The sequence below is a fragment of the [Bacillus] enclensis genome, assembly GCF_001456935.1.
Lineage (GTDB): Bacteria > Bacillota > Bacilli > Bacillales > Bacillaceae_B > Rossellomorea > Rossellomorea enclensis.
Genome location: NZ_KQ758497.1, coordinates 1 through 17,795 on the forward strand (window position 1 = coordinate 1; position 17,795 = coordinate 17,795).

At 45.1% G+C, this 17,795-nt stretch carries 17 protein-coding genes, 1 rRNA gene, 1 pseudogene and 1 riboswitch; of the genes and pseudogenes, 2 read left to right on the plus strand and 17 right to left on the minus strand.

What is annotated here, in order from left to right:
* Positions 1-179 (minus strand): 16S ribosomal RNA (locus tag AS034_RS21890); the annotation flags it as partial.
* A gap of 374 nt (positions 180-553) precedes the next feature.
* Complete coding sequence (locus AS034_RS21895) at positions 554-784, minus strand: hypothetical protein (RefSeq protein WP_032085311.1); 231 nt, start codon at positions 782-784, stop codon at positions 554-556.
* Positions 785-924: 140 nt separating this feature from the next.
* Here AS034_RS21895 and pdaB point away from each other — a divergent pair, with 140 nt between their 5' ends.
* Entirely contained in the window at positions 925-1,674 is a 750-nt protein-coding gene (gene pdaB, locus AS034_RS21900) for a polysaccharide deacetylase family sporulation protein PdaB (RefSeq protein ID WP_032085310.1), read from the plus strand.
* 42 nt (positions 1,675-1,716) lie between these two features.
* On the opposite strand, the gene AS034_RS21905 is transcribed toward pdaB, so the two are convergent.
* Positions 1,717-2,349 (minus strand): KinB-signaling pathway activation protein, encoded by a 633-nt coding sequence (locus AS034_RS21905; protein WP_032085309.1) that lies wholly within the window; start codon positions 2,347-2,349, stop codon positions 1,717-1,719.
* Between the two features lie 148 nt (positions 2,350-2,497).
* On the opposite strand from AS034_RS21905, the gene gerD reads away from it, so the two are divergent.
* A complete protein-coding gene (gene gerD / locus AS034_RS21910) occupies positions 2,498-3,148 on the plus strand; it encodes a spore germination lipoprotein GerD (RefSeq protein ID WP_032085308.1) in 651 nt (216 codons plus the stop codon).
* Between the two features lie 202 nt (positions 3,149-3,350).
* Here the strand turns inward: gerD and AS034_RS21915 are convergent, their stop codons facing one another.
* From AS034_RS21915 to rpoA, 14 genes and pseudogenes are all read right to left on the minus strand, one after another.
* A complete protein-coding gene (locus tag AS034_RS21915) occupies positions 3,351-4,400 on the minus strand; it encodes an Mrp/NBP35 family ATP-binding protein (RefSeq protein ID WP_032085307.1) in 1,050 nt (349 codons plus the stop codon).
* A 227-nt stretch (positions 4,401-4,627) separates the two neighbouring features.
* Positions 4,628-5,422, minus strand: coding sequence for an STAS domain-containing protein (locus AS034_RS21920; protein WP_058300132.1), 795 nt, complete (start codon positions 5,420-5,422; stop codon positions 4,628-4,630).
* 161 nt (positions 5,423-5,583) lie between these two features.
* Positions 5,584-6,285, minus strand: coding sequence for an N-acetylmuramoyl-L-alanine amidase CwlD (gene cwlD / locus AS034_RS21925; protein ID WP_032085305.1), 702 nt, complete (start codon positions 6,283-6,285; stop codon positions 5,584-5,586).
* An 82-nt stretch (positions 6,286-6,367) separates the two neighbouring features.
* Positions 6,368-6,814 carry a DUF2521 family protein gene (locus AS034_RS21930; protein WP_058300133.1) on the minus strand — a complete coding sequence of 149 codons (447 nt, stop codon included), beginning with the start codon at positions 6,812-6,814 and terminating at the stop codon, positions 6,368-6,370.
* Between the two features lie 769 nt (positions 6,815-7,583).
* A complete protein-coding gene (locus AS034_RS21935) occupies positions 7,584-9,092 on the minus strand; it encodes a sodium:solute symporter family protein (RefSeq protein ID WP_058300134.1) in 1,509 nt (502 codons plus the stop codon).
* A 27-nt stretch (positions 9,093-9,119) separates the two neighbouring features.
* Entirely contained in the window at positions 9,120-10,490 is a 1,371-nt protein-coding gene (locus AS034_RS21940) for an LLM class flavin-dependent oxidoreductase (RefSeq protein ID WP_058300135.1), read from the minus strand.
* A 212-nt stretch (positions 10,491-10,702) separates the two neighbouring features.
* Positions 10,703-10,806: riboswitch (SAM riboswitch) on the minus strand.
* Between the two features lie 929 nt (positions 10,807-11,735).
* Positions 11,736-12,128 carry a 30S ribosomal protein S9 gene (rpsI, locus tag AS034_RS21945; protein WP_032085301.1) on the minus strand — a complete coding sequence of 131 codons (393 nt, stop codon included), beginning with the start codon at positions 12,126-12,128 and terminating at the stop codon, positions 11,736-11,738.
* A 22-nt stretch (positions 12,129-12,150) separates the two neighbouring features.
* Positions 12,151-12,588, minus strand: coding sequence for a 50S ribosomal protein L13 (gene rplM, locus AS034_RS21950; RefSeq protein WP_032085300.1), 438 nt, complete (start codon positions 12,586-12,588; stop codon positions 12,151-12,153).
* A 379-nt stretch (positions 12,589-12,967) separates the two neighbouring features.
* Positions 12,968-13,711, minus strand: a complete 744-nt coding sequence (gene truA, locus AS034_RS21955; RefSeq protein ID WP_058300136.1) for a tRNA pseudouridine(38-40) synthase TruA — start codon at positions 13,709-13,711, stop codon at positions 12,968-12,970.
* A gap of 12 nt (positions 13,712-13,723) precedes the next feature.
* On the minus strand, positions 13,724-14,521 hold the full coding sequence (locus tag AS034_RS21960; RefSeq protein ID WP_058300137.1) for an energy-coupling factor transporter transmembrane component T family protein: 798 nt from the start codon (positions 14,519-14,521) through the stop codon (positions 13,724-13,726).
* On the minus strand, positions 14,518-15,387 hold the full coding sequence (locus AS034_RS21965) for an energy-coupling factor ABC transporter ATP-binding protein (protein ID WP_058300138.1): 870 nt from the start codon (positions 15,385-15,387) through the stop codon (positions 14,518-14,520). Before AS034_RS21965 ends, AS034_RS21960 begins: the two co-directional genes overlap by 4 nt.
* On the minus strand, positions 15,363-16,190 hold the full coding sequence (locus AS034_RS21970) for an energy-coupling factor ABC transporter ATP-binding protein (RefSeq protein ID WP_032085313.1): 828 nt from the start codon (positions 16,188-16,190) through the stop codon (positions 15,363-15,365). The genes AS034_RS21965 and AS034_RS21970 overlap by 25 nt, the downstream gene beginning before the upstream one ends.
* A gap of 532 nt (positions 16,191-16,722) precedes the next feature.
* A complete protein-coding gene (gene rplQ, locus AS034_RS21975) occupies positions 16,723-17,085 on the minus strand; it encodes a 50S ribosomal protein L17 (protein WP_032085296.1) in 363 nt (120 codons plus the stop codon).
* Between the two features lie 44 nt (positions 17,086-17,129).
* Positions 17,130-17,795: pseudogene (gene rpoA, locus AS034_RS21980) on the minus strand (DNA-directed RNA polymerase subunit alpha); the annotation flags it as partial.

A 17,795-nucleotide genomic window follows, 5' to 3' on the forward strand; every position in this document is an offset into this window, starting at 1 on the left:
TTATCCGGTATTAGCCCCGGTTTCCCGGAGTTATCCCAGTCTTACAGGCAGGTTACCCACGTGTTACTCACCCGTCCGCCGCTGATCTCAGGGAGCAAGCTCCCATCGATCCGCTCGACTTGCATGTATTAGGCACGCCGCCAGCGTTCGTCCTGAGCCAGGATCAAACTCTCCGATAAAAGTTTGAATAGCTCTTGTTTGCAACGATTAAATCGTTGCGGTAAATCTAGAATTAACGTTGACGTATTGTCTTGTTTTGTTCAGTTTTCAAGGTTCAATTTGTTGCGTGCTTCGTTTGAAGCGACTTTATTAATTTATCACATCTTCCAATGTGATGTCAACTGTTTTTTAAAAATATTTTTCAGGGCGTTTTCGAGATATTCGATAGCGCAACAGCGACGTTTAATAATATACCAAGTTTTTTTTACGGGGTCAATACGTTTTTAAAGATTTTTTTACAAATGATTAAGTTCATGACATTTAAAAGCGGCTGCTCAATGAGAAAGGTTCCTCCCCTCCGGGAGGCCCGTCCATTAAATAGCCGCTGGTCGTTTCAGTATTTTTCTTTTTTAGCACTGCTGTTCTTCATATATTTGAGGCATTCTTTATGACTTGCAAATCTGCGGAATAGAGAAAACAATATTTTATATCGTTCGTCCATGGCCCTTTTTACGATATGATCAATCCGGGCATCTTTCATGTCGAATAGGATTTCATCCATTTCTCTTTTCAACAGATATTCTAGTTCTTGTCTTTCTCTGTCGTCAATCATTAACCCCAGCAAGTAAGTCACCCCTTTATGTTGTTATTTGTAGTTTTTTCCATAAGCGGGATATTATAATCAATTTTTTCACTGAAGTTAGATATTTTTTCCGGGGACATGCATATCTTTAATAGAGATATACGTCACGGAGGGATTATGAAATGAATGTTTTCTATACCGTCAATGCGAAAAGAATGAAGCAGATCAGTCTCGTCATCATCATCTCTTTCTTTACCGCCCTTTTTGTCTATAGCGGTACGCTCTCTTCTGTCCCTGTATTCGGAACTAAAGATGGTCCAAAGGCGATCTATAAGGGAGAAAAAGGAGTTGCCCTGACTTTCAATGTTGGGTGGGGAGATGAGAAGGCAAAACCGATTTTGGATGAATTAAAAAAGCTAAAGGTGCAGTCGGCGACCTTTTTCCTTTCCGGATCATGGGCTGAGCGTCATCCCGACCTGGTTGAGGAGATCGTCAAAGCCGGATATGAAATCGGGAATTTGGGGTATGCATACTCTGATTATACGGATATGGAGCCCCAGAAGATACGGCAAGATATTACGAAAGCTGATGATGTGTTTGAAAAATTGAATGTAAAAGATGTAAAGCTTCTCCGTGTCCCCACCGGTCACTTTAACAAGGAAACATTGAAGGTCGCGGATAGTCTGGGGTTAACAGTCGTTCATTGGAGCGTCGACTCCAAAGATTGGACCAATCCAGGAACAGAAGAAATCATCAACAATGTGAAGGATGCGAAGAAAGGGGATATCATCCTCCTCCATGCATCCGATTCTGCAAAGCAGACCAAAAATGCACTGCCGGCCATCGTAAAGACTCTTAGAGGAAAAGGGAGTTTTGTGTCGGTATCGGATATGATCTCAAACGGAGATGCGAAATCATCTTTAATTCAATAAGGAAACCCCGGAAAGGCATATTGCACTCTTCCGGGGTCTTTTTTAATTCTTCTGTTGTTTATTCTGTCTTTCGATTTGGGATTGCTCGATGTATTTAGGAAGCTTCAGCAGCTGATAGGCATTACATACCAATAGTGCGATCAACATTAGATACAACCACTTAATGGAGTTCACCAGGAGCACCGGAAGCCATTCCAGCGTGGTGACGACGACCATGAAGAATAATGCTGATATAAAAGTGTTGGTCTTCGATTCCGATTGTTGATTCTTCGCATAGGCAACAATCATCCCCACAAGCAGGATGCCTATTCCCAATAGGATATACGGAGTGTAAGAAGAACCTTCTTCTGCAAAAGCCCGGAACCGGAAGTAAATAAGGTCAAATAACACAAAAGCAATCAAAACGAGCTGAACGGAATTCCAAAAACCCCTGAACATTCCCATACCAAATTGGTGAATGGTCAGATATGCAAAGTATCCCATTTGACTGATGACACTGAATGTAAATCCAACGAATAAAAACCATAAAAGGCTGGATAATATGCCGATTACATCCCCGTCTTGAATGAACGGGCTGTATTGATCCCACCTGATGAACAGAGATGCAACCGCTGTCACGGCACCGCCGAGAACCAATGTATGTACAAAAAAACGAATCCAATTTCGGATGGTCACTTCATTTTTCCCCCAACTATATAATATACACTCTGTTGATTGTACCAACGCTTCCCTAAAAAATCTAGGTTCCAGTGCCGGATGTGTATATTTTTTTCGCAACTTCTCATATTAAAGGTAAGGGAATTTGTATGGAAGGAGCCTACCCATGAAAAAATATTCCTTTCTATTTCTCCTGCCAATGCTCCTCTTGGCCGCTTGCGGCGGAGGCGGAGACACAGGCAGCAGTAAAATGGATTATGAAGAAACCAAGAAAATGGTTGTCGATATATTAAAGACCGATGATGGAAAAAAAGCCATCCAGGAAGTAATGTCAGACGATAAGATGAAGTCAGAGCTTATTATGGATCAAAAAGTAGTAAAAGATACCATATCAAAAACCCTTACGTCAGAAAAAGGCACAGAATTTTGGAAGAAATCCTTTGAAGATCCAAAGTTTGCCGAAACCATGGCCAAAAGCATGAAGGACGGCAACGAAAAGCTGCTCAAGGATTTAATGAAAGACCCTGAATACCAAGGGATGATGATGGATTTGATGAAGGACCCTGAATTCCAGAAAGAATTGACAGAGGCCTTAAAGAGCAAAGAGTTCCGCGAACATCTTCAAAAAGTGATACTTGAAACATTTGAAAGCCCATTGTTCAAAGCTAAAATGCAGGATATTCTCATGAAAGCAGCGGAGGAAGCCGGAGGTGGCAAACAAGGAGAAGACGGCGGCGGTGCCAGTCAAAGCGGCCAAACCGGAGGCGGTCAAGGCGGCGGTGGCGGTGCAGGCGGTTCTTCGGGCAGCGGCGGCTGATAAACCCGGGCCCCTCTATGAAAGGCGAAGAAGCATTGTTCAGACGGCAAGCGTCTTAGGCCGGCCAGGTGAAGTCATTATTTGACACCAGCTGCCGGCGTGGAACATCTTAAGGGGCTGGTGCTTTGCCAGTTCTCAACTCCAACACAAAAAAGGACAAATAGCAGAGGGTGCTCCCCCGCTATTTGTCCTTTTCATTTTCTCAGGATAATTTATCTATGACTTTATGGGCGATCTCCCCATAAATCTGTCCGAGCCTGTGGTCTTCAGCATAAATGGAAGGAGCGAAATCCTCTTCATTCCAATCAGGCTGCTGCAGCGGTAATTTGCCAAGCAGGTCGGTCCGGAGTTCTTCCGTCAGCTTCTCTCCTCCGCCTTGTCCGAACACGAATTCCTTCTCACCGGTCAGCTTGCTTTCAAAGTAAGACATATTTTCAATGACACCGAGGATATCGTGATCCGTCTGCAGCGCCATCGCTCCTGCACGGGCCGCTACAAAGGCAGCGGTCGGATGAGGGGTTGTAACGATGATTTCCTTACAGTGCGGAAGCATCGTGTGAACATCCAGTGCCACATCCCCCGTACCCGGCGGCAGGTCGAGAAGAAGATAATCAAGATCTCCCCACTCTACTTCCGAGAAGAAGTTGTTCAGCATTTTCCCGAGCATCGGCCCCCTCCATATAACTGGAGCATTGTCCTCGACGAAGAAGCCCATTGAGATGACTTTTACGCCAAAACGTTCTACCGGGATAATTCTTTCACCTCGGACGACCGGACGCTTTACGATCCCCATCATATCTGGGACGCTGAATCCGTAAATATCAGCATCGATCAATCCAACTTTCTTTCCTTGGCGGGCAAGTGCCACGGCAAGATTCACTGAAACCGTCGATTTACCTACACCGCCTTTACCGCTGGCAATGGCAATGAATGTTGTTTTGCTGGCAGGAGACAATAAATCGGTGCCTTCCCCGCCTGTACCGCGGTGTTTTTCAAGCTCTTCCTGCGGGAGTTCCGTAAAACGGATCCCAACTGTTCCCGCCCCGTTTTCCTTTAATAATTCGACAACCTTTTGCTGGAATTGCATCTGTTCGCCTGTACCGGTCTTCGCGAGTGCAATTTTCACACTGACATGTGCTTTTTCTTCTTTTACACTCACTTCCACAATACCATTCGTTTCTTTTAATGTTTTATGTAAAAAAGGATCCTCTAATTGTGATAAAAGATCGCGAGTCTGTTGTTCTGTTAACATGAAAAACCACCCTTTTTTATGTATTCGTTTACACCCATTATCAGTATAACATACCGTTGTCAGAAATAACTGTTAAAAGGGCTGGAATACTTTCGGCATATACTATTGGAGGTTAACGGAATTTGGCGCTGCAGGCCCTTACCCGTCACCGGCATCCAGATATTGTTATCCTTTGAGCGGGTTCAGGCAAAAAAAGAACCGCCGCCATGACAGTTCTTTATTCGCTGCTAATGATTCATTTGATTCTGTGCAAAAATCAGACCGTTGTTGAGGGAACTGAATGTCTTGAGTTCTTTCAGATCGATTCCCAGGTTGATGAGGGTCTGGGCGATTTCCGGACGAACGCCGACGAGGATGCATTCAGCACCGAGCAGCCCTGCCGCCCTTGTGGATTCAATGATTCCCTGAGCTGCAAATGTATCCAATACCGGTACGCCTGTTATGTCCATGAAGACAATGGAAGAATGATACTTTGTCACCCCTTCGAGCAGGTTTTCTTTAATCCTGCTGATCCTTTCTTCATCAATATTCCCTACTAACGGCATCACCGAGATATGATCATATAATTGAATGACGGGTGCAGACAATTCAACAAGTGTCTGTCTCTGCATGTTAAACGTTTCTTCCCAGGTATCCGTACACATACTGATCATCTTATTGAAGACGGGATCAAACCAGTGATCGATTTCCATATAAATACCCAATACCTCTTCTTTAGTCAACTCATCTTTTAAAAGAATTTCCAATGCAGCCCGCCGAAAAGACTGGTATCCGGCAGAAATAAATTCAAGGGCTTCATTATTCTCTACAATTTTTTTATACAAATCGTTGAATTCCCTGATGAAGTCTTCATTCTCCTGCTGAAGACTTTTATAGATTGATTCGAATAATTCATTCTTCACGTGGGTGTTCTGGTAATAAGAGATATTCAACTTGTCTGTTGTCTCATCAAGATCCCGGATCCATTTCGAATATAGATCCTGATAATGCTGTTCAAGAGTTTCGATAGTCGCTGCTTTCATATTTGAACCCTTCCTATCCTGATAACTTGTTTACTTCAAGTGTAGACTACTTCGAAGTTTCTAATACTCTATACCCCTGCCTTTAACTTTCTTAACGTGGTTTCGGGTTTTTCACAAAAAATAAAAAAGCCGCTCCTAATGGTGAGGAGAAGCTTTTGTTGTCATTCTTTTTCGGTAAGATAGTTCAGGACTCCCTGGTATATGGAGGCAGCCACTTTTTCCTGGTAATCTTCCTTAAGGAGGTTAGACCGCTCCTCCGCGTTTGAAAGGAAGCCGATTTCCACCAAAGCGCCCGGTTTTTTCGCATGTTTCAGGATATACACACTTTGAAGACCTTTCGCTTCACGGGTTGTGTTTTCAAGATTGCGGGTGAGTTCTTTCTGGATGGCTTTTGAAAGGGCTTTGTTTTCTTCATACTTTGGATTATAGAATGTCTGTGCTCCGCTCCACCTTGGAGAAGGAATGGAATTCAAATGGATGCTTAAGAACATATCTGCTTCAGACTCATTGACCAGCTTGAGACGTTTGTGCAGGTCCTCTACCTTTCTCCTGCTGTACCCCTTCATATCCTCCGGGGCAAGATCCTTGTCCTCTTCACGTGTCATCAGCACAAGCGCCCCCTGCTCCTGAAGATAGTCCCTGATCATCAATGACACATTCAGGGCGATATCTTTCTCAAGGGCCTTTTCATCCCCCGCACCTCCATCTGGACCGCCGTGACCCGGATCAATATAGATGATCTTTCCTGACAAGGGAAGATTCCATGAGTCCCACGTATCTTTATCCATGATTTTATATTGGACGATAAATAATAGGATTCCGAGGGCGGCAATGATCCCTGCAAGTTTCAGTTTCTGTTTCATGTCTCTCCCCCTATTTTCAGTAACCACGCTTTTCTCTTTACTAAAAATATGGGACAAGAAACCATTTTAGAACTGAAAAAAATCAGTGGAGCCGAAGCTTACGGCGTTTAATTCCCTTTTCATACCCCTCCGACCACCATGTCTCCACAAAATGCTCGCAGCTGTAGAAAATGGATTCATCCACTTGATTGGAGATGCCCATCTCGGACCAGTACAGCCAGAAGTTATAAAGTGTATCGATGAAGTGTTTCAATTCTTCATTGCACCGCTTCTTCACAGCCTCCCTGTCTTCCCCGCTGTATCCAAATTTACTCACTTTACCCCCGAGGAGGTAGGCTTCAATCGCGACATCGAAGCACGCCTCATCAAAACCCTGCTGCATGAATACGCCGCCTTGAATCTTTATATATCCAAAATGCTTCCGGACACTTTCCTGGAGCATTTTTATTGAAATTTCCTTTAGCAGTTTTCTTTCTGTCTTGATTTGCTTTTCTCTTCTCTTTGTATTGAAGGTTGTAATAACGTTCAATGTAGATCCACCCCTTTGAACGTATTTTCCTTCTTAAGAGAAGTCTTCATTCGAGTAACTGTTACCAATTTTATTGGGAAATCAGTTGGCTTATTCTCTAAAAACTGTTCCCTTATTAATCGCAGTCCGTTTCTTTCCACTGCAGGCACTTGCTTTCCGCGGGGAGGAAGTCGAGCCTCCTCGGCACATATGCCTGCGGGGTCTCGACTTTTCCTCTACATCCCGCCGGAGTCAATTGCCTTCCGCTCCAATCCACTCTAGGTTTTATTGAGGTTTGATTCTTTAACAAAGGCTATTCCCAAAAATATTACCTAATGAAAAGTGAATCCAAATACAAAACACGCTTCATTAAGTCTTATTTTATAAAAACCCGAACTTTCATTTAAATCATTTCAAGGTTTTATTAGTAATACAAAATACTTTATTTTTTAGCTCGTTCCAGCGTTTGATTGGAGTGGAAGACGAAGACTCCTAATCGAAAAGCGGAAGGGCTTTGCTCAGAGGCTTATGACATGTGCCTCTAAGCCCTGGAGCTGGACAGTTACCCCCATGACCGAGGCTCAGCAACCGCCCGCGGAAAGCGAAGTCTTCCACGGAAATCAAAAGCGGAGTTAGAGGACTATAACTAAAACCAGAACAGGTTCGTTGATCATCATTTCGTAAAATACCACTTCCACAACGACAATCCGATGATGGTGAGGAAGGTGATGAAGCCGTAGAGCCAGATGGAGAGCATTTCGTTAACGAACATGTTGTTTCATCCTTTCCTTTACTTAATATTGTAGACTTTTTCGAGCCTTTGGCTGGTTTGCGGCTGTTTTTCTTTCAAGATAGGGGCGAGCACTGTGATCACGGCGATGCCGATGAAGGTTGAAACTGCTCCCGCTGCCATGGTGCTTGGTACGATTCCCCCAAAGTATAGGATGAGGTATGAAAGCAGTCCGATCACCATGGATAGTTCCGCTGCCCTGGCCGATGCTTTTCTACGTGCATATACGGCGTGTAAAATAGGACCCATCGTTCCGGCTGCGATTCCTGAAATGCCGATCCACATGATATCTCCCATATACGCGGGCGGCTTCAGGACAATCAAATATGCCAGGAGCCCGATTATGGGCACTGAAAGACGGCTGATCTGCAGCGCGATCTTTTCTGCTTTCGCGTCGCTCACTTTCACGATCCCTCTTTTCACCAATACTTTCAAAAAGATATCATTGGCAAAAACAGTCGAAATCGAAACAAACAATCCATCCGTTGTCGACATCGCCGCAGCAAGGACCACTACTCCCAAAAGCGCAACGATGACTGCCGGAAATGCATAGACTGCATATTCCATCAGTGCCAGATCAGGAGCAGCGACGTTATCTCCCAGGGCTGCCCTGCTGTAAATCCCTCCGAATAACACCAAAACTGATAACGCGGCGGTAATCACATAAGTCAAAATCATTTTCCCTAAATCTTTTTCACTCTTCAGCCCGAGCACTTTGTTAAACAGATGGGGGGCTGAGGCAAATGCCCACTGAATCACGATCGCCCCTGTCACTAAACTTAAGGAAGAAAAATGAGCAGAATCCGGGTTGAAAGCCTGGATCAGATTCACATCCTGCCCAGCCAATTTCCCGCTGATGCCGCTGAAGGTCGCCTGGATGCTTCCCTTCCAGAAGACGACAATCCCCGAAATGAAAATAAACACACCGGCCGCGGCCATCATCACCGCCTGGACGGCATCCGTATAAATATCGGCGAATGCCCCTCCGCCAAAGACGTAAAGCACGACAATCACGGCTATAAAAATCAACCCGCCCTGATAGGACATGCCAAGCAGATATTCAAAGATGCGGGCACCTGCAACAAACTGGGCGGCTATATAAAAGATATTGAACAAAAGAATCAACCCTGTACCCACCCGGAGAAGATCGCTGTTATAAAAATCCCCCAGCCAATCGGGAAGCGACAGCGACTTTTGTCCATTATTGAGCCTCCGGACTTTCTTGGCTACCATCAATACGCCGATCGGCCCCCCGCCGATCATCGCCAGGAACAGCCAAAGATTCGATAGTCCCCAATCATGCGACCAGCCCGGGTAACCGAGGAAGGTGGCGGCACTTAAGTACGTGGCTGCAAATGAAAGCCCCAGGACATAAGGGCCAAGGTTCCCCCCGCCTATGGCAAAATCTCTGACACTTTTGGTTCTTTTCATACTGATAAAGCCCAGCGCGAACATCGCTGCAAGAAATATGGCAAATCCTATCCATGTATATAATGCAATTTGACTCATTTTCTTCTCCCTTCTTTTTTCAGTGTTTTATGAATGAACCGGTACAAGCTTCTTGGCAGGATGATCAGCAGGCAAGTGTCTCCGGCCTCTGCCAAACATGTTTTCCCTCAGGGTGGAGCCTTCATATTCCGTCCGGTATATCCCCCGCTTCTGGAGTTCCGGGACAACATGGTCGACAAACTCGGTGAAAGTGCCCGGTGAATACGTCTGGGCGATATTGAAGCCGTCCGCGTCCCCTTCTACAGCCCATCTTTCGATTTCATCCGCAATCTGCTCAGGGGTGCCGATGAACTTGACCGTCCCGTTACCCAGGCCGTGATTCTTGATCGCTTCCCGGAGCGTCCACCTTTTGTTCGGATCTTTTCCGTACATATCGAGATTCCCCTGCATTGCATCCGTTTCAATGTCTTCGATATATTGATCGGGGTCGAATTGCGAGAAATCAATACCCGTATGACCTGATAAAAGAGATGCCGTTCCTTCGTAGCTGACATGGTTTGTAAGTTCTTCATATTTGGCATATGCTTCTTCTTCTGATGAACCTATGATAGGCAGGATCATCGGGAAGATCAGGAGCTCGGCCGGGTTTCTTCCCTGTTCCTCTGCCCGTCTCCGGATATCCGATGTATAAAGCTTCAGCCCGTCCAGTGAGTGATTTTTTGTAAATACCGCTTCGGCATGCTTTGCTGCAAAATCCCTGCCTTTAGGGGAAGATCCCGCCTGGAATAATACCGGGGTGCGCTGCGGCGACGGCTCCACCAGATGAGGACCCGGCACACTGAAGAATTCTCCTTCGTGGTTGATGGGGTGAACTTTTTCAGGTTCCGCAAAGGTATCATTTTCTTTATCATAAACAACCGCTTCGTCCTCCCAGCTGTGCTCCCACAATTTATAAGCGACCTGGAGAAATTCATCGGCTCTGTCATATCTCAGTTCCTTCGGAAGCCTGCCCGAAAGCCCAAGGTTGACGGCTTCACTCTCCAGATACGAGGTAACCACATTCCACGCAATTCTTCCGCCTGTCAGATGATCGAGCGTCGATAACTGCCGTGCCAGTGAATAAGGCTTTGCATAGGTAGTCGAAATGGTCGGGGCGAATCCCAGGTGTTCAGTTACGGCGGCCATTGCTGAAATTGGAATGACCGGATCATGTGCAGGCAGCTGCACTGCACCCCTGACCGCTGCATCATGACTGTTTTCATATACGCTGTATGTACCAAGCACATCCGCGATGAACATCGCATCAAATTTCCCGCGTTCGAGCGTCTTTGCGGTTTCGATCCAGTAAGCCAGGCTGTTGTGAGAAGTACCTTGATCTTTTTCATGCTTCCATAAGCCTGTTGAATGCGGTGAAGGCGAATTTTGAATAAAGCCGTTTAGATGAATTTGTTTTTTCATGGGACAGTTCTCCTTTTTCTTAAAAATTGATTGGCCGTGGCTTGGGATTGGATTGATATGATGCTGGGTGATGAGATGGGAGTAGGTGGGGTTGTGACTTCTAGTGTTAGTATTCTTATCGTTATACTTGGTTTAGAAACAGCGACTCACCAACTATCTGCTGCAACGAAAAAACCTCTCCCGATGAGGAAGAGGTTCAATTCTATACCATCCACTCATCTTTCAAGCATCTGCTTGCTGGAATTAGCACCTTGTTACAAGTAACGGTTGCTGCGGGATCACGGGACCAGATTCCTCCCCCGGCTCTTGATAAGGATTTATTCAGTTGTGTTGTTCGAATTTTTATCATCATAACGGAGTCGGAATAATCTGTCAAATAGGAATTCGGAATTTTAATTGAGTTGATTTATGTAGAAAGTCACGAGTTTAAATTTGGAAACGCTTACCTTTATTTTCATATAATAAAGGATGTTTTTATAGAAAATCTTGATGTTCCAGCCTTTATTGGAAGTTAATCTCGGAGATACTCTTTTACTTTAAAGGAATAATGAACTATAGATGGTGGGGAATCTAGTTATAAATGATCCTTTTTGTGAGTTTTTTGTTGGGGGAGGAGCCATGGGGACAGGTCCGGCGGTTTTTTTAAAAGTTAATTCGATCTTATAGTGTGAGAAATCCGTCCTTGTGGTGAGTGTTGCTGATGAAAGCAGATTAACGTTCGCGGTAATCCAAATTTCAGGACAATAAGGACGAAAACCTGACGATAAGGCGAACTATAATATGGAATGGACCACCAAATACCGGCTTTGACGTTCATCTGGCTTTCAAAACCCAGGAATGGCACGGCGGTTCAAAACGAACTTGAAGTAATCTTTTAATTTTGCTGTATAATCTTCGAATTTTGCCCGATAATCTTTTAATTTTGACCATTAATCTTTTAATTTCCTCCACTTATCTTTCGATTTTCAGGATAATTCCGTCACTTGGGAAATTAAGGAATGAACTTGCGAGATGTTTCAAAATCCTGTACATAGATATGTGCGGGGTCTGCCGATATAAGTGCGAAATTCCCAATATAAGTGCGGAAAATCTGATACAAGTGCGAAATTCCCCAAATAAGTGCGAACTGCCGATTTTTCGACAAACGACTTCCATACCCACCATCACCATCCCTCCACCCCGGCACCCAAACCCATAATAAAAAAAGACCCCCAACCAAAAGGTTGAGAGTCTCTTGTAAGCAAATTAACGCTTTGAGAATTGTGGTGCACGACGAGCGCCTTTAAGACCGTATTTTTTACGTTCTTTCATACGAGCGTCACGAGTTAACAATCCAGCGCGTTTTAGAGAACCGCGGTACTCAGGATCAGCTTGTAGTAAAGCACGAGCGATACCGTGACGGATCGCACCAGCTTGACCAGCGTAACCTCCACCGTGTACGTTTACTAAAACGTCATAGTTACCAAGAGTTTCAGTTGCAACTAGTGGCTGCTTGATTACTTCTCTTAGTGCTGCGAATGGGATATATACTTCTACTTCACGATCATTGATAACAATGTTACCGTTACCTGGTACTAAACGTACGCGAGCTACTGAGCTCTTACGACGACCAGTTCCGTAATATTGAACTTGAGCCAAGATAATAACCTCCTCTTTTTAATTATCCACGAAGTTCGTAAACTTCTGGTTGTTGTGCTTGGTGTGGATGCTCAGATCCAGAGTATACATGTAGCTTCTTGATCATTTGACGACCTAGAGAACCTTTAGGAAGCATACCTTTGATCGTAAGCTCTAGCATTTTCTCTGAGTAGTTTGTACGCATTTCTAATGCAGTACGCTGCTTCAAACCACCAGGGTGGTTACTGTGACGGTAGTAGATCTTATCAGTAAGCTTTTTACCAGTCAATTCGATTTTTGAAGCGTTAAGAATAATTACGTGATCACCAGTGTCAACATGTGGTGTGAAAGTTGGTTTGTGTTTACCGCGTAGAACTGAAGCTACTTCACTAGCCAGACGACCAAGAGTCTTGCCTTCAGCATCTACAACGTACCATTTACGATCGATTTCGTTGGCTTTTGCCATATACGTAGTACGCATGAGTTTACCTCCTATTAAATGAATCCGTAGTATTTATTTTCTAATCACAATAAGTTTCCGGGGCTTATCGTGGGGTTAATAACATACCATATGCTATAATATCTTGTTCCCAGATGATTGTCAAGGGGATGTTACACCAGGATTAGTTGTTTTAGAAAAAAAGTTTATTTCCAGTTACTATTCTCTAAACTTAGTCCGCAGTCTGAATACCCTTCGCTTTCCGCGGGTGACCCGTGAGCCTCCTCGGTCGTTCCTCCCTGCGGGGTCTCACATTGGCCACGAATCCCACAGGAGTCTGGGTGTATTCAGACTGCTCAGAAATAACCTCATCACAATAGTCCACTAATTATGGTATTAACAAACCCTCCAGACACTCCTCTTACTCCCCATACTCCACCTTCCACAAATACAATCCATGTGGCGGAGCGGTCTTTCCTGCCTGGTTCCTGTTTTTGGCTTCAAGTATATCCTTCATGTCCTCACTGCGGAGACTCCCGGAACCTGCCTCCAGCAGGGTTCCAACCAGGATTCTGACCATATTATAAAGGAACCCATTCCCTGTAAAGGAAAAAATGATTTCACCTTCTTGTTCGGTGATGGTAATGCGCTGGAGGTTCCTGACCTTGTCTTCCACTTCGGTTTTTGCAGAGCAGAAGCTTGTGAAGTCATGCTCCCCTATTAAATGCTCTGCCGCCTTTTTCATGTCATCCACCGAAAGAGTAAATGGGTGGTGGAGGGCATAATGGCGGAGGAAGGGGCTGCGCGACTGAGCCGTGTAGACCCTGTACCGGTATTCCTTGCGCTTGACTGAAAACCTGGCATGAAAGTCCTCCGGTGTATATTGAGCCTCTTTGATGACCACCTCGTCAGGGAGGCGCGTATTCAGGACCACCGGCCACTTTTCTTCAGGTATGGACAGAGGGGTATCAAAGTGGAACACCTGTCCATTTGCATGGACCCCTGCATCCGTCCTGCCCGAAGCAGTGACACGGACCCGTTCCCCTTTATGGACAGCACTGAGGGTGTCTTCCAGGAGCCCTTGCACCGTCCGCCGATTCGGCTGTATCTGATAGCCGCTGAAATGGGTGCCGTCGTATGAAATTGTACATTTTACACGCTTCATAGATTCACTCCCCTACCCTCTGAAGACCAATAATAAGGCTGTCAGGATGCCCAGTACAACCAGAGCACCCGTATCTTTTTTATGCCAGGAGAGAAGTCTGTATTTCGTCCTTCCTTCACCGCCCTGGTATCCCCTTGCTTCCATTGCTGTTGCCAGGTCTTCGGCACGCTTGAACGCACTCACGAATAATGGGATCAAGAGTGGGATGATCGCTTTAATACGGTCTTTGACCGGCCCAGAGGAAAACTCTGCTCCCCTTGCGATCTGAGCCTTCATGATTTTATCCGTTTCTTCCATCAGTGTCGGAATGAAACGCAATGAGATTGACATCATCAGGGCAAGCTCGTGAACGGGGAACTTTACCTTCCGCAATGGATTCAATAATGTTTCAAGCCCATCTGTGATCGTGATCGGCGACGTTGTCAGCGTCAGCAGGGACGTAATCAGGATCAGGTAAAAGAATCTCAGTGAAATGAATATCCCCTGGCGCAAACCTTCCTCATGAACCTTCAGGAAACCAAGATCGAGGACGACCGACCCTTCTTTAGTAAAGAACACATGAAGGAAAAACGTAAACAGAATCAGCCACAGGATCGGTTTCAATCCTCCGATAATAAATCGGATGGAAAGATTAGAAAAAATAAGTGCAGTAAGCGTGAATGCCCCCAATATGGCATAGGTGGCTGCATTATCGGCTAAGAATACAACACAAATAAATCCGAAAATAAAGAGAAGCTTCGCTCTTGGGTCCATGCTGTGAAGAATGGAGTTTGCCGGTACATACCGTCCGAAAATCATTTTTTCCATCATGGCCGGCCGCCTCCTTCCTGAAGGGGACGAATGGCATCTGCAAGCTCTTCAATCGTCAAACAGGTGACCCCGAGTTTTCTGCCGATGCGCTCTTCCAGCTTAAACTGGAACCGGACTACATCGGGAACATCAAGACCCATCTCAAACAGTTCCTCAGGATTTGAGAATATATCCTGAGGGGTGCCTTTCTTCTTTAAACGTCCCTTCTGCATGATGACGATCTCATTCGCATAATGAGCCGCATCTTCCATGCTGTGCGTGACCAGGATCGTGGTTAGCCCCTTCTCCTTATGAAGGTCATGGAACATATCCATGATCTCGCGCTGCCCCCTCGGATCGAGTCCTGCTGTCGGCTCGTCCAGAACGATGACATCCGGGTTCATGGCAAGAACGCCGGCAATGGCCACCCTCCTCATCTGGCCGCCTGAAAGATCGAAAGGCGACTTCTCCAGGACCTCTTCTGTGAGCCCTACTTTCACGATCAGTTCCTTCGCCCGTTCTTTCGCCACTTCTTCGGAAACACCGAAATTCATAGGTCCGTAGCAAATATCCTTCAATACAGTTTCTTCAAATAATTGATGCTCCGGGAATTGAAAGACAATCCCGACCTTCTGCCGGATCGGCTTCAGGCTTTTCGTCTTTTTATCGGAGCTGATGGCATAATCCCCTACATTCACTACGCCAGAAGTCGGCTTTAGCAATGCATTCAGATGCTGAAGCAAGGTCGACTTTCCTGAACCGGTATGGCCGATGACAGCCAGAAACTGCCCGGAAGGAATGGAAAGATTAATATCTTCAAGAGCAAGCTTTTCAAACGGGGTCTTATATGAATAACGATATTCTACTTGTTGAAATGAGATTTGCATAACTCGTTCACCAGCTCTTCTTCTGTAAAATATGTGTCAGATAATGATATCCCCGCGTTCTTGAGTGCCCCTGAAAGCTTGATCGTAAAGGGTGAATCAAGCCCCAGCTTCTTCAGTTCATCCTCAAGCAGGAAAATCTCCTGAGGCGTGCCTTCCTTAAAAACCTTGCCCCTATTCAGTACGATGATCCTGTCTGCCTTCGCTGCTTCTTCCAAGTCGTGTGTAATGGAGATGACAGTCAGATTCTCTTTTTCCTTCAGATCCCTGACCGTCTCAAGCACTTCCTTCTTTCCTTTCGGGTCAAGCATCGAGGTGGATTCATCCAAAATGATGATGTCAGGCTGCAGCGCCACCACACCTGCAATCGCCACCCTCTGCTTTTGTCCGCCGGATAAATGGTGCGGCTCTTGATCAAGAAAATCTTCCATATGGACACGCTTAAGGGCGTCACTCACGCGTTGTACCATTGCTTCATAAGGTACTCCATGGTTTTCTAACCCAAAAGCCACATCATCTTCCACTGTAGCACCGACGAATTGATTATCTGGATTCTGAAAGACCATACCCATTTTGGCTCGGATATCCCAGATCGTCTCTTCCCCGAGAGCAATCCCGTCAACCGATACATCACCCTTTTCAGGAAAATGAAGGCCGTTCAGCATCTTAGCAAGTGTGGACTTACCCGACCCATTATGGCCGACGATTGCAAGCCACTCCCCCTGCTCCACATGAAGGCTGATTCCCTCAAGAGCATATGCTTCCTGATCGGGATAACGGAAATACACATCCTTAACGTTAATCATCTCTCGCACAATACATACCTCCTCTATGCTCATCAATTCTCAACTATAAATTCACTCTGCTCTGCTTTTTATCATTTTGTAAGAACAGGTTTATTTTATTTTCGAAATTAAACTGTTTGCAGCTATTGATTGGAGTGGAAGGCGAAGACTCCTGCGGGAAAAGCGAGACAGATGAGACCCCGGAGGCGAAGCCGAGGAGGCTCACCGGGCGCCAGCGGAAAGCGAAGCCTTCCACGGAAATCAATAGCGGTATTAAGAACTGGTATATAATCCAATAAATAAATAATAGCAAAAATCCATATAAATAAAAAAAAGCCTGCACCCCGACCAAAGAAAAGAAACCTTTTCTTGTTCATCCACTGAACAGCTTCTATCGATATAGAAGTCGGAAGGGGCGCACGAGCTAGACGAGTCAGCAGTGCTGCTCATCGTAACGCTCTGCTTTTCATCATCAATCATGCACTTATACAAAAAGGGCAAAGAAGCAGTTAAGGATTAACTGTCCCGCCCTTAATGTAGTAGTCACGAATTATTAAACTAATTCGATGATTGCCATTGGAGCACCGTCACCACGGCGAGGACCAACCTTCATAATGCGAGTATATCCGCCTTGACGCTCGTTGTATCGAGGAGCGATGTCAGAGAATAACTTTTGAAGAGCATCTTGGTTGTTTTCAGCGTTTGCAACTTCTTTACGAATGAATGCAGCAGCTTGACGACGTGCGTGAACATCACCACGTTTACCTAATGTGATCATTTTTTCGACAACTGAACGAAGCTCTTTCGCACGAGTTTCAGTTGTTTCAATACGCTCATTGATGATTAGGTCAGTAGCTAAATCACGTAGCATTGCTTTACGTTGAGCACTTGTACGTCCTAACTTTCTGTAAGCCATTAAGGGTTCCCTCCTTTGTTGAAACTATCTATCTAAAATGATTATCAGTCGTCTTTACGCAACCCTAATCCGAGGTCTTCAAGTTTAACTTTAACCTCTTCAAGAGATTTACGTCCTAGGTTACGTACTTTCATCATATCTTCTTCAGTCTTGTTGGCAAGCTCTTGAACAGTGTTGATTCCAGCACGCTTCAGGCAGTTTAAGAACGAACAGAAAGATCTAATTCTTCGATCGTCATCTCTAGAACTTTTTCTTTTTGATCTTCTTCTTTTTCTACCATGATTTCAGCATTCTGCGCTTCATCTGTAAGGCCGACGAAAATATTCAAGTGTTCTGTCAGAATCTTGGCACCAAGAGAAATGGCTTCTTTCGGTCCAATACTTCCATCAGTCCAAACATCAAGAGAAAGTTTGTCATAGTTAGTCATTTGACCAACACGAGTGTTTTCTACTTGATAGTTAACGCGTGAAACTGGAGTGTAAATAGAATCGATTGGGATCACACCGATAGGAAGATCCTCACGTTTGTTTTGGTCAGCAGGTCTGTATCCACGTCCGCGGGATGCGCTTAAACGCACACGGAAGTGACCACTTTTAGATAATGTGGCGATGTGTAAATCAGGATTTAGCACTTCCACATCACTATCATGAGTAATATCAGCAGCTGTAACGACTCCTTCACCCTGCACATCAATTTCAAGCGTCTTCTCT

Bases quoted from the DNA above. Each gene is read 5' to 3' on its own strand.
- pdaB (WP_032085310.1), top strand. From the start codon at position 925: ATGAATGTTTTCTATACCGTCAATGCGAAAAGAATGAAGCAGATCAGT.
- gerD (WP_032085308.1), top strand. From the start codon at position 2,498: ATGAAAAAATATTCCTTTCTATTTCTCCTGCCAATGCTCCTCTTGGCC.
- AS034_RS21915 (WP_032085307.1), bottom strand. From the start codon at position 4,400: ATGTTAACAGAACAACAGACTCGCGATCTTTTATCACAATTAGAGGAT.
- AS034_RS21920 (WP_058300132.1), bottom strand. From the start codon at position 5,422: ATGAAAGCAGCGACTATCGAAACTCTTGAACAGCATTATCAGGATCTA.
- cwlD (WP_032085305.1), bottom strand. From the start codon at position 6,285: ATGAAACAGAAACTGAAACTTGCAGGGATCATTGCCGCCCTCGGAATC.
- AS034_RS21935 (WP_058300134.1), bottom strand. From the start codon at position 9,092: ATGAGTCAAATTGCATTATATACATGGATAGGATTTGCCATATTTCTT.
- AS034_RS21940 (WP_058300135.1), bottom strand. From the start codon at position 10,490: ATGAAAAAACAAATTCATCTAAACGGCTTTATTCAAAATTCGCCTTCA.
- rplM (WP_032085300.1), bottom strand. From the start codon at position 12,588: ATGCGTACTACGTATATGGCAAAAGCCAACGAAATCGATCGTAAATGG.
- truA (WP_058300136.1), bottom strand. From the start codon at position 13,711: ATGAAGCGTGTAAAATGTACAATTTCATACGACGGCACCCATTTCAGC.
- AS034_RS21960 (WP_058300137.1), bottom strand. From the start codon at position 14,521: ATGATGGAAAAAATGATTTTCGGACGGTATGTACCGGCAAACTCCATT.
- AS034_RS21965 (WP_058300138.1), bottom strand. From the start codon at position 15,387: ATGCAAATCTCATTTCAACAAGTAGAATATCGTTATTCATATAAGACC.
- AS034_RS21970 (WP_032085313.1), bottom strand. From the start codon at position 16,190: ATGATTAACGTTAAGGATGTGTATTTCCGTTATCCCGATCAGGAAGCA.
- rplQ (WP_032085296.1), bottom strand. From the start codon at position 17,085: ATGGCTTACAGAAAGTTAGGACGTACAAGTGCTCAACGTAAAGCAATG.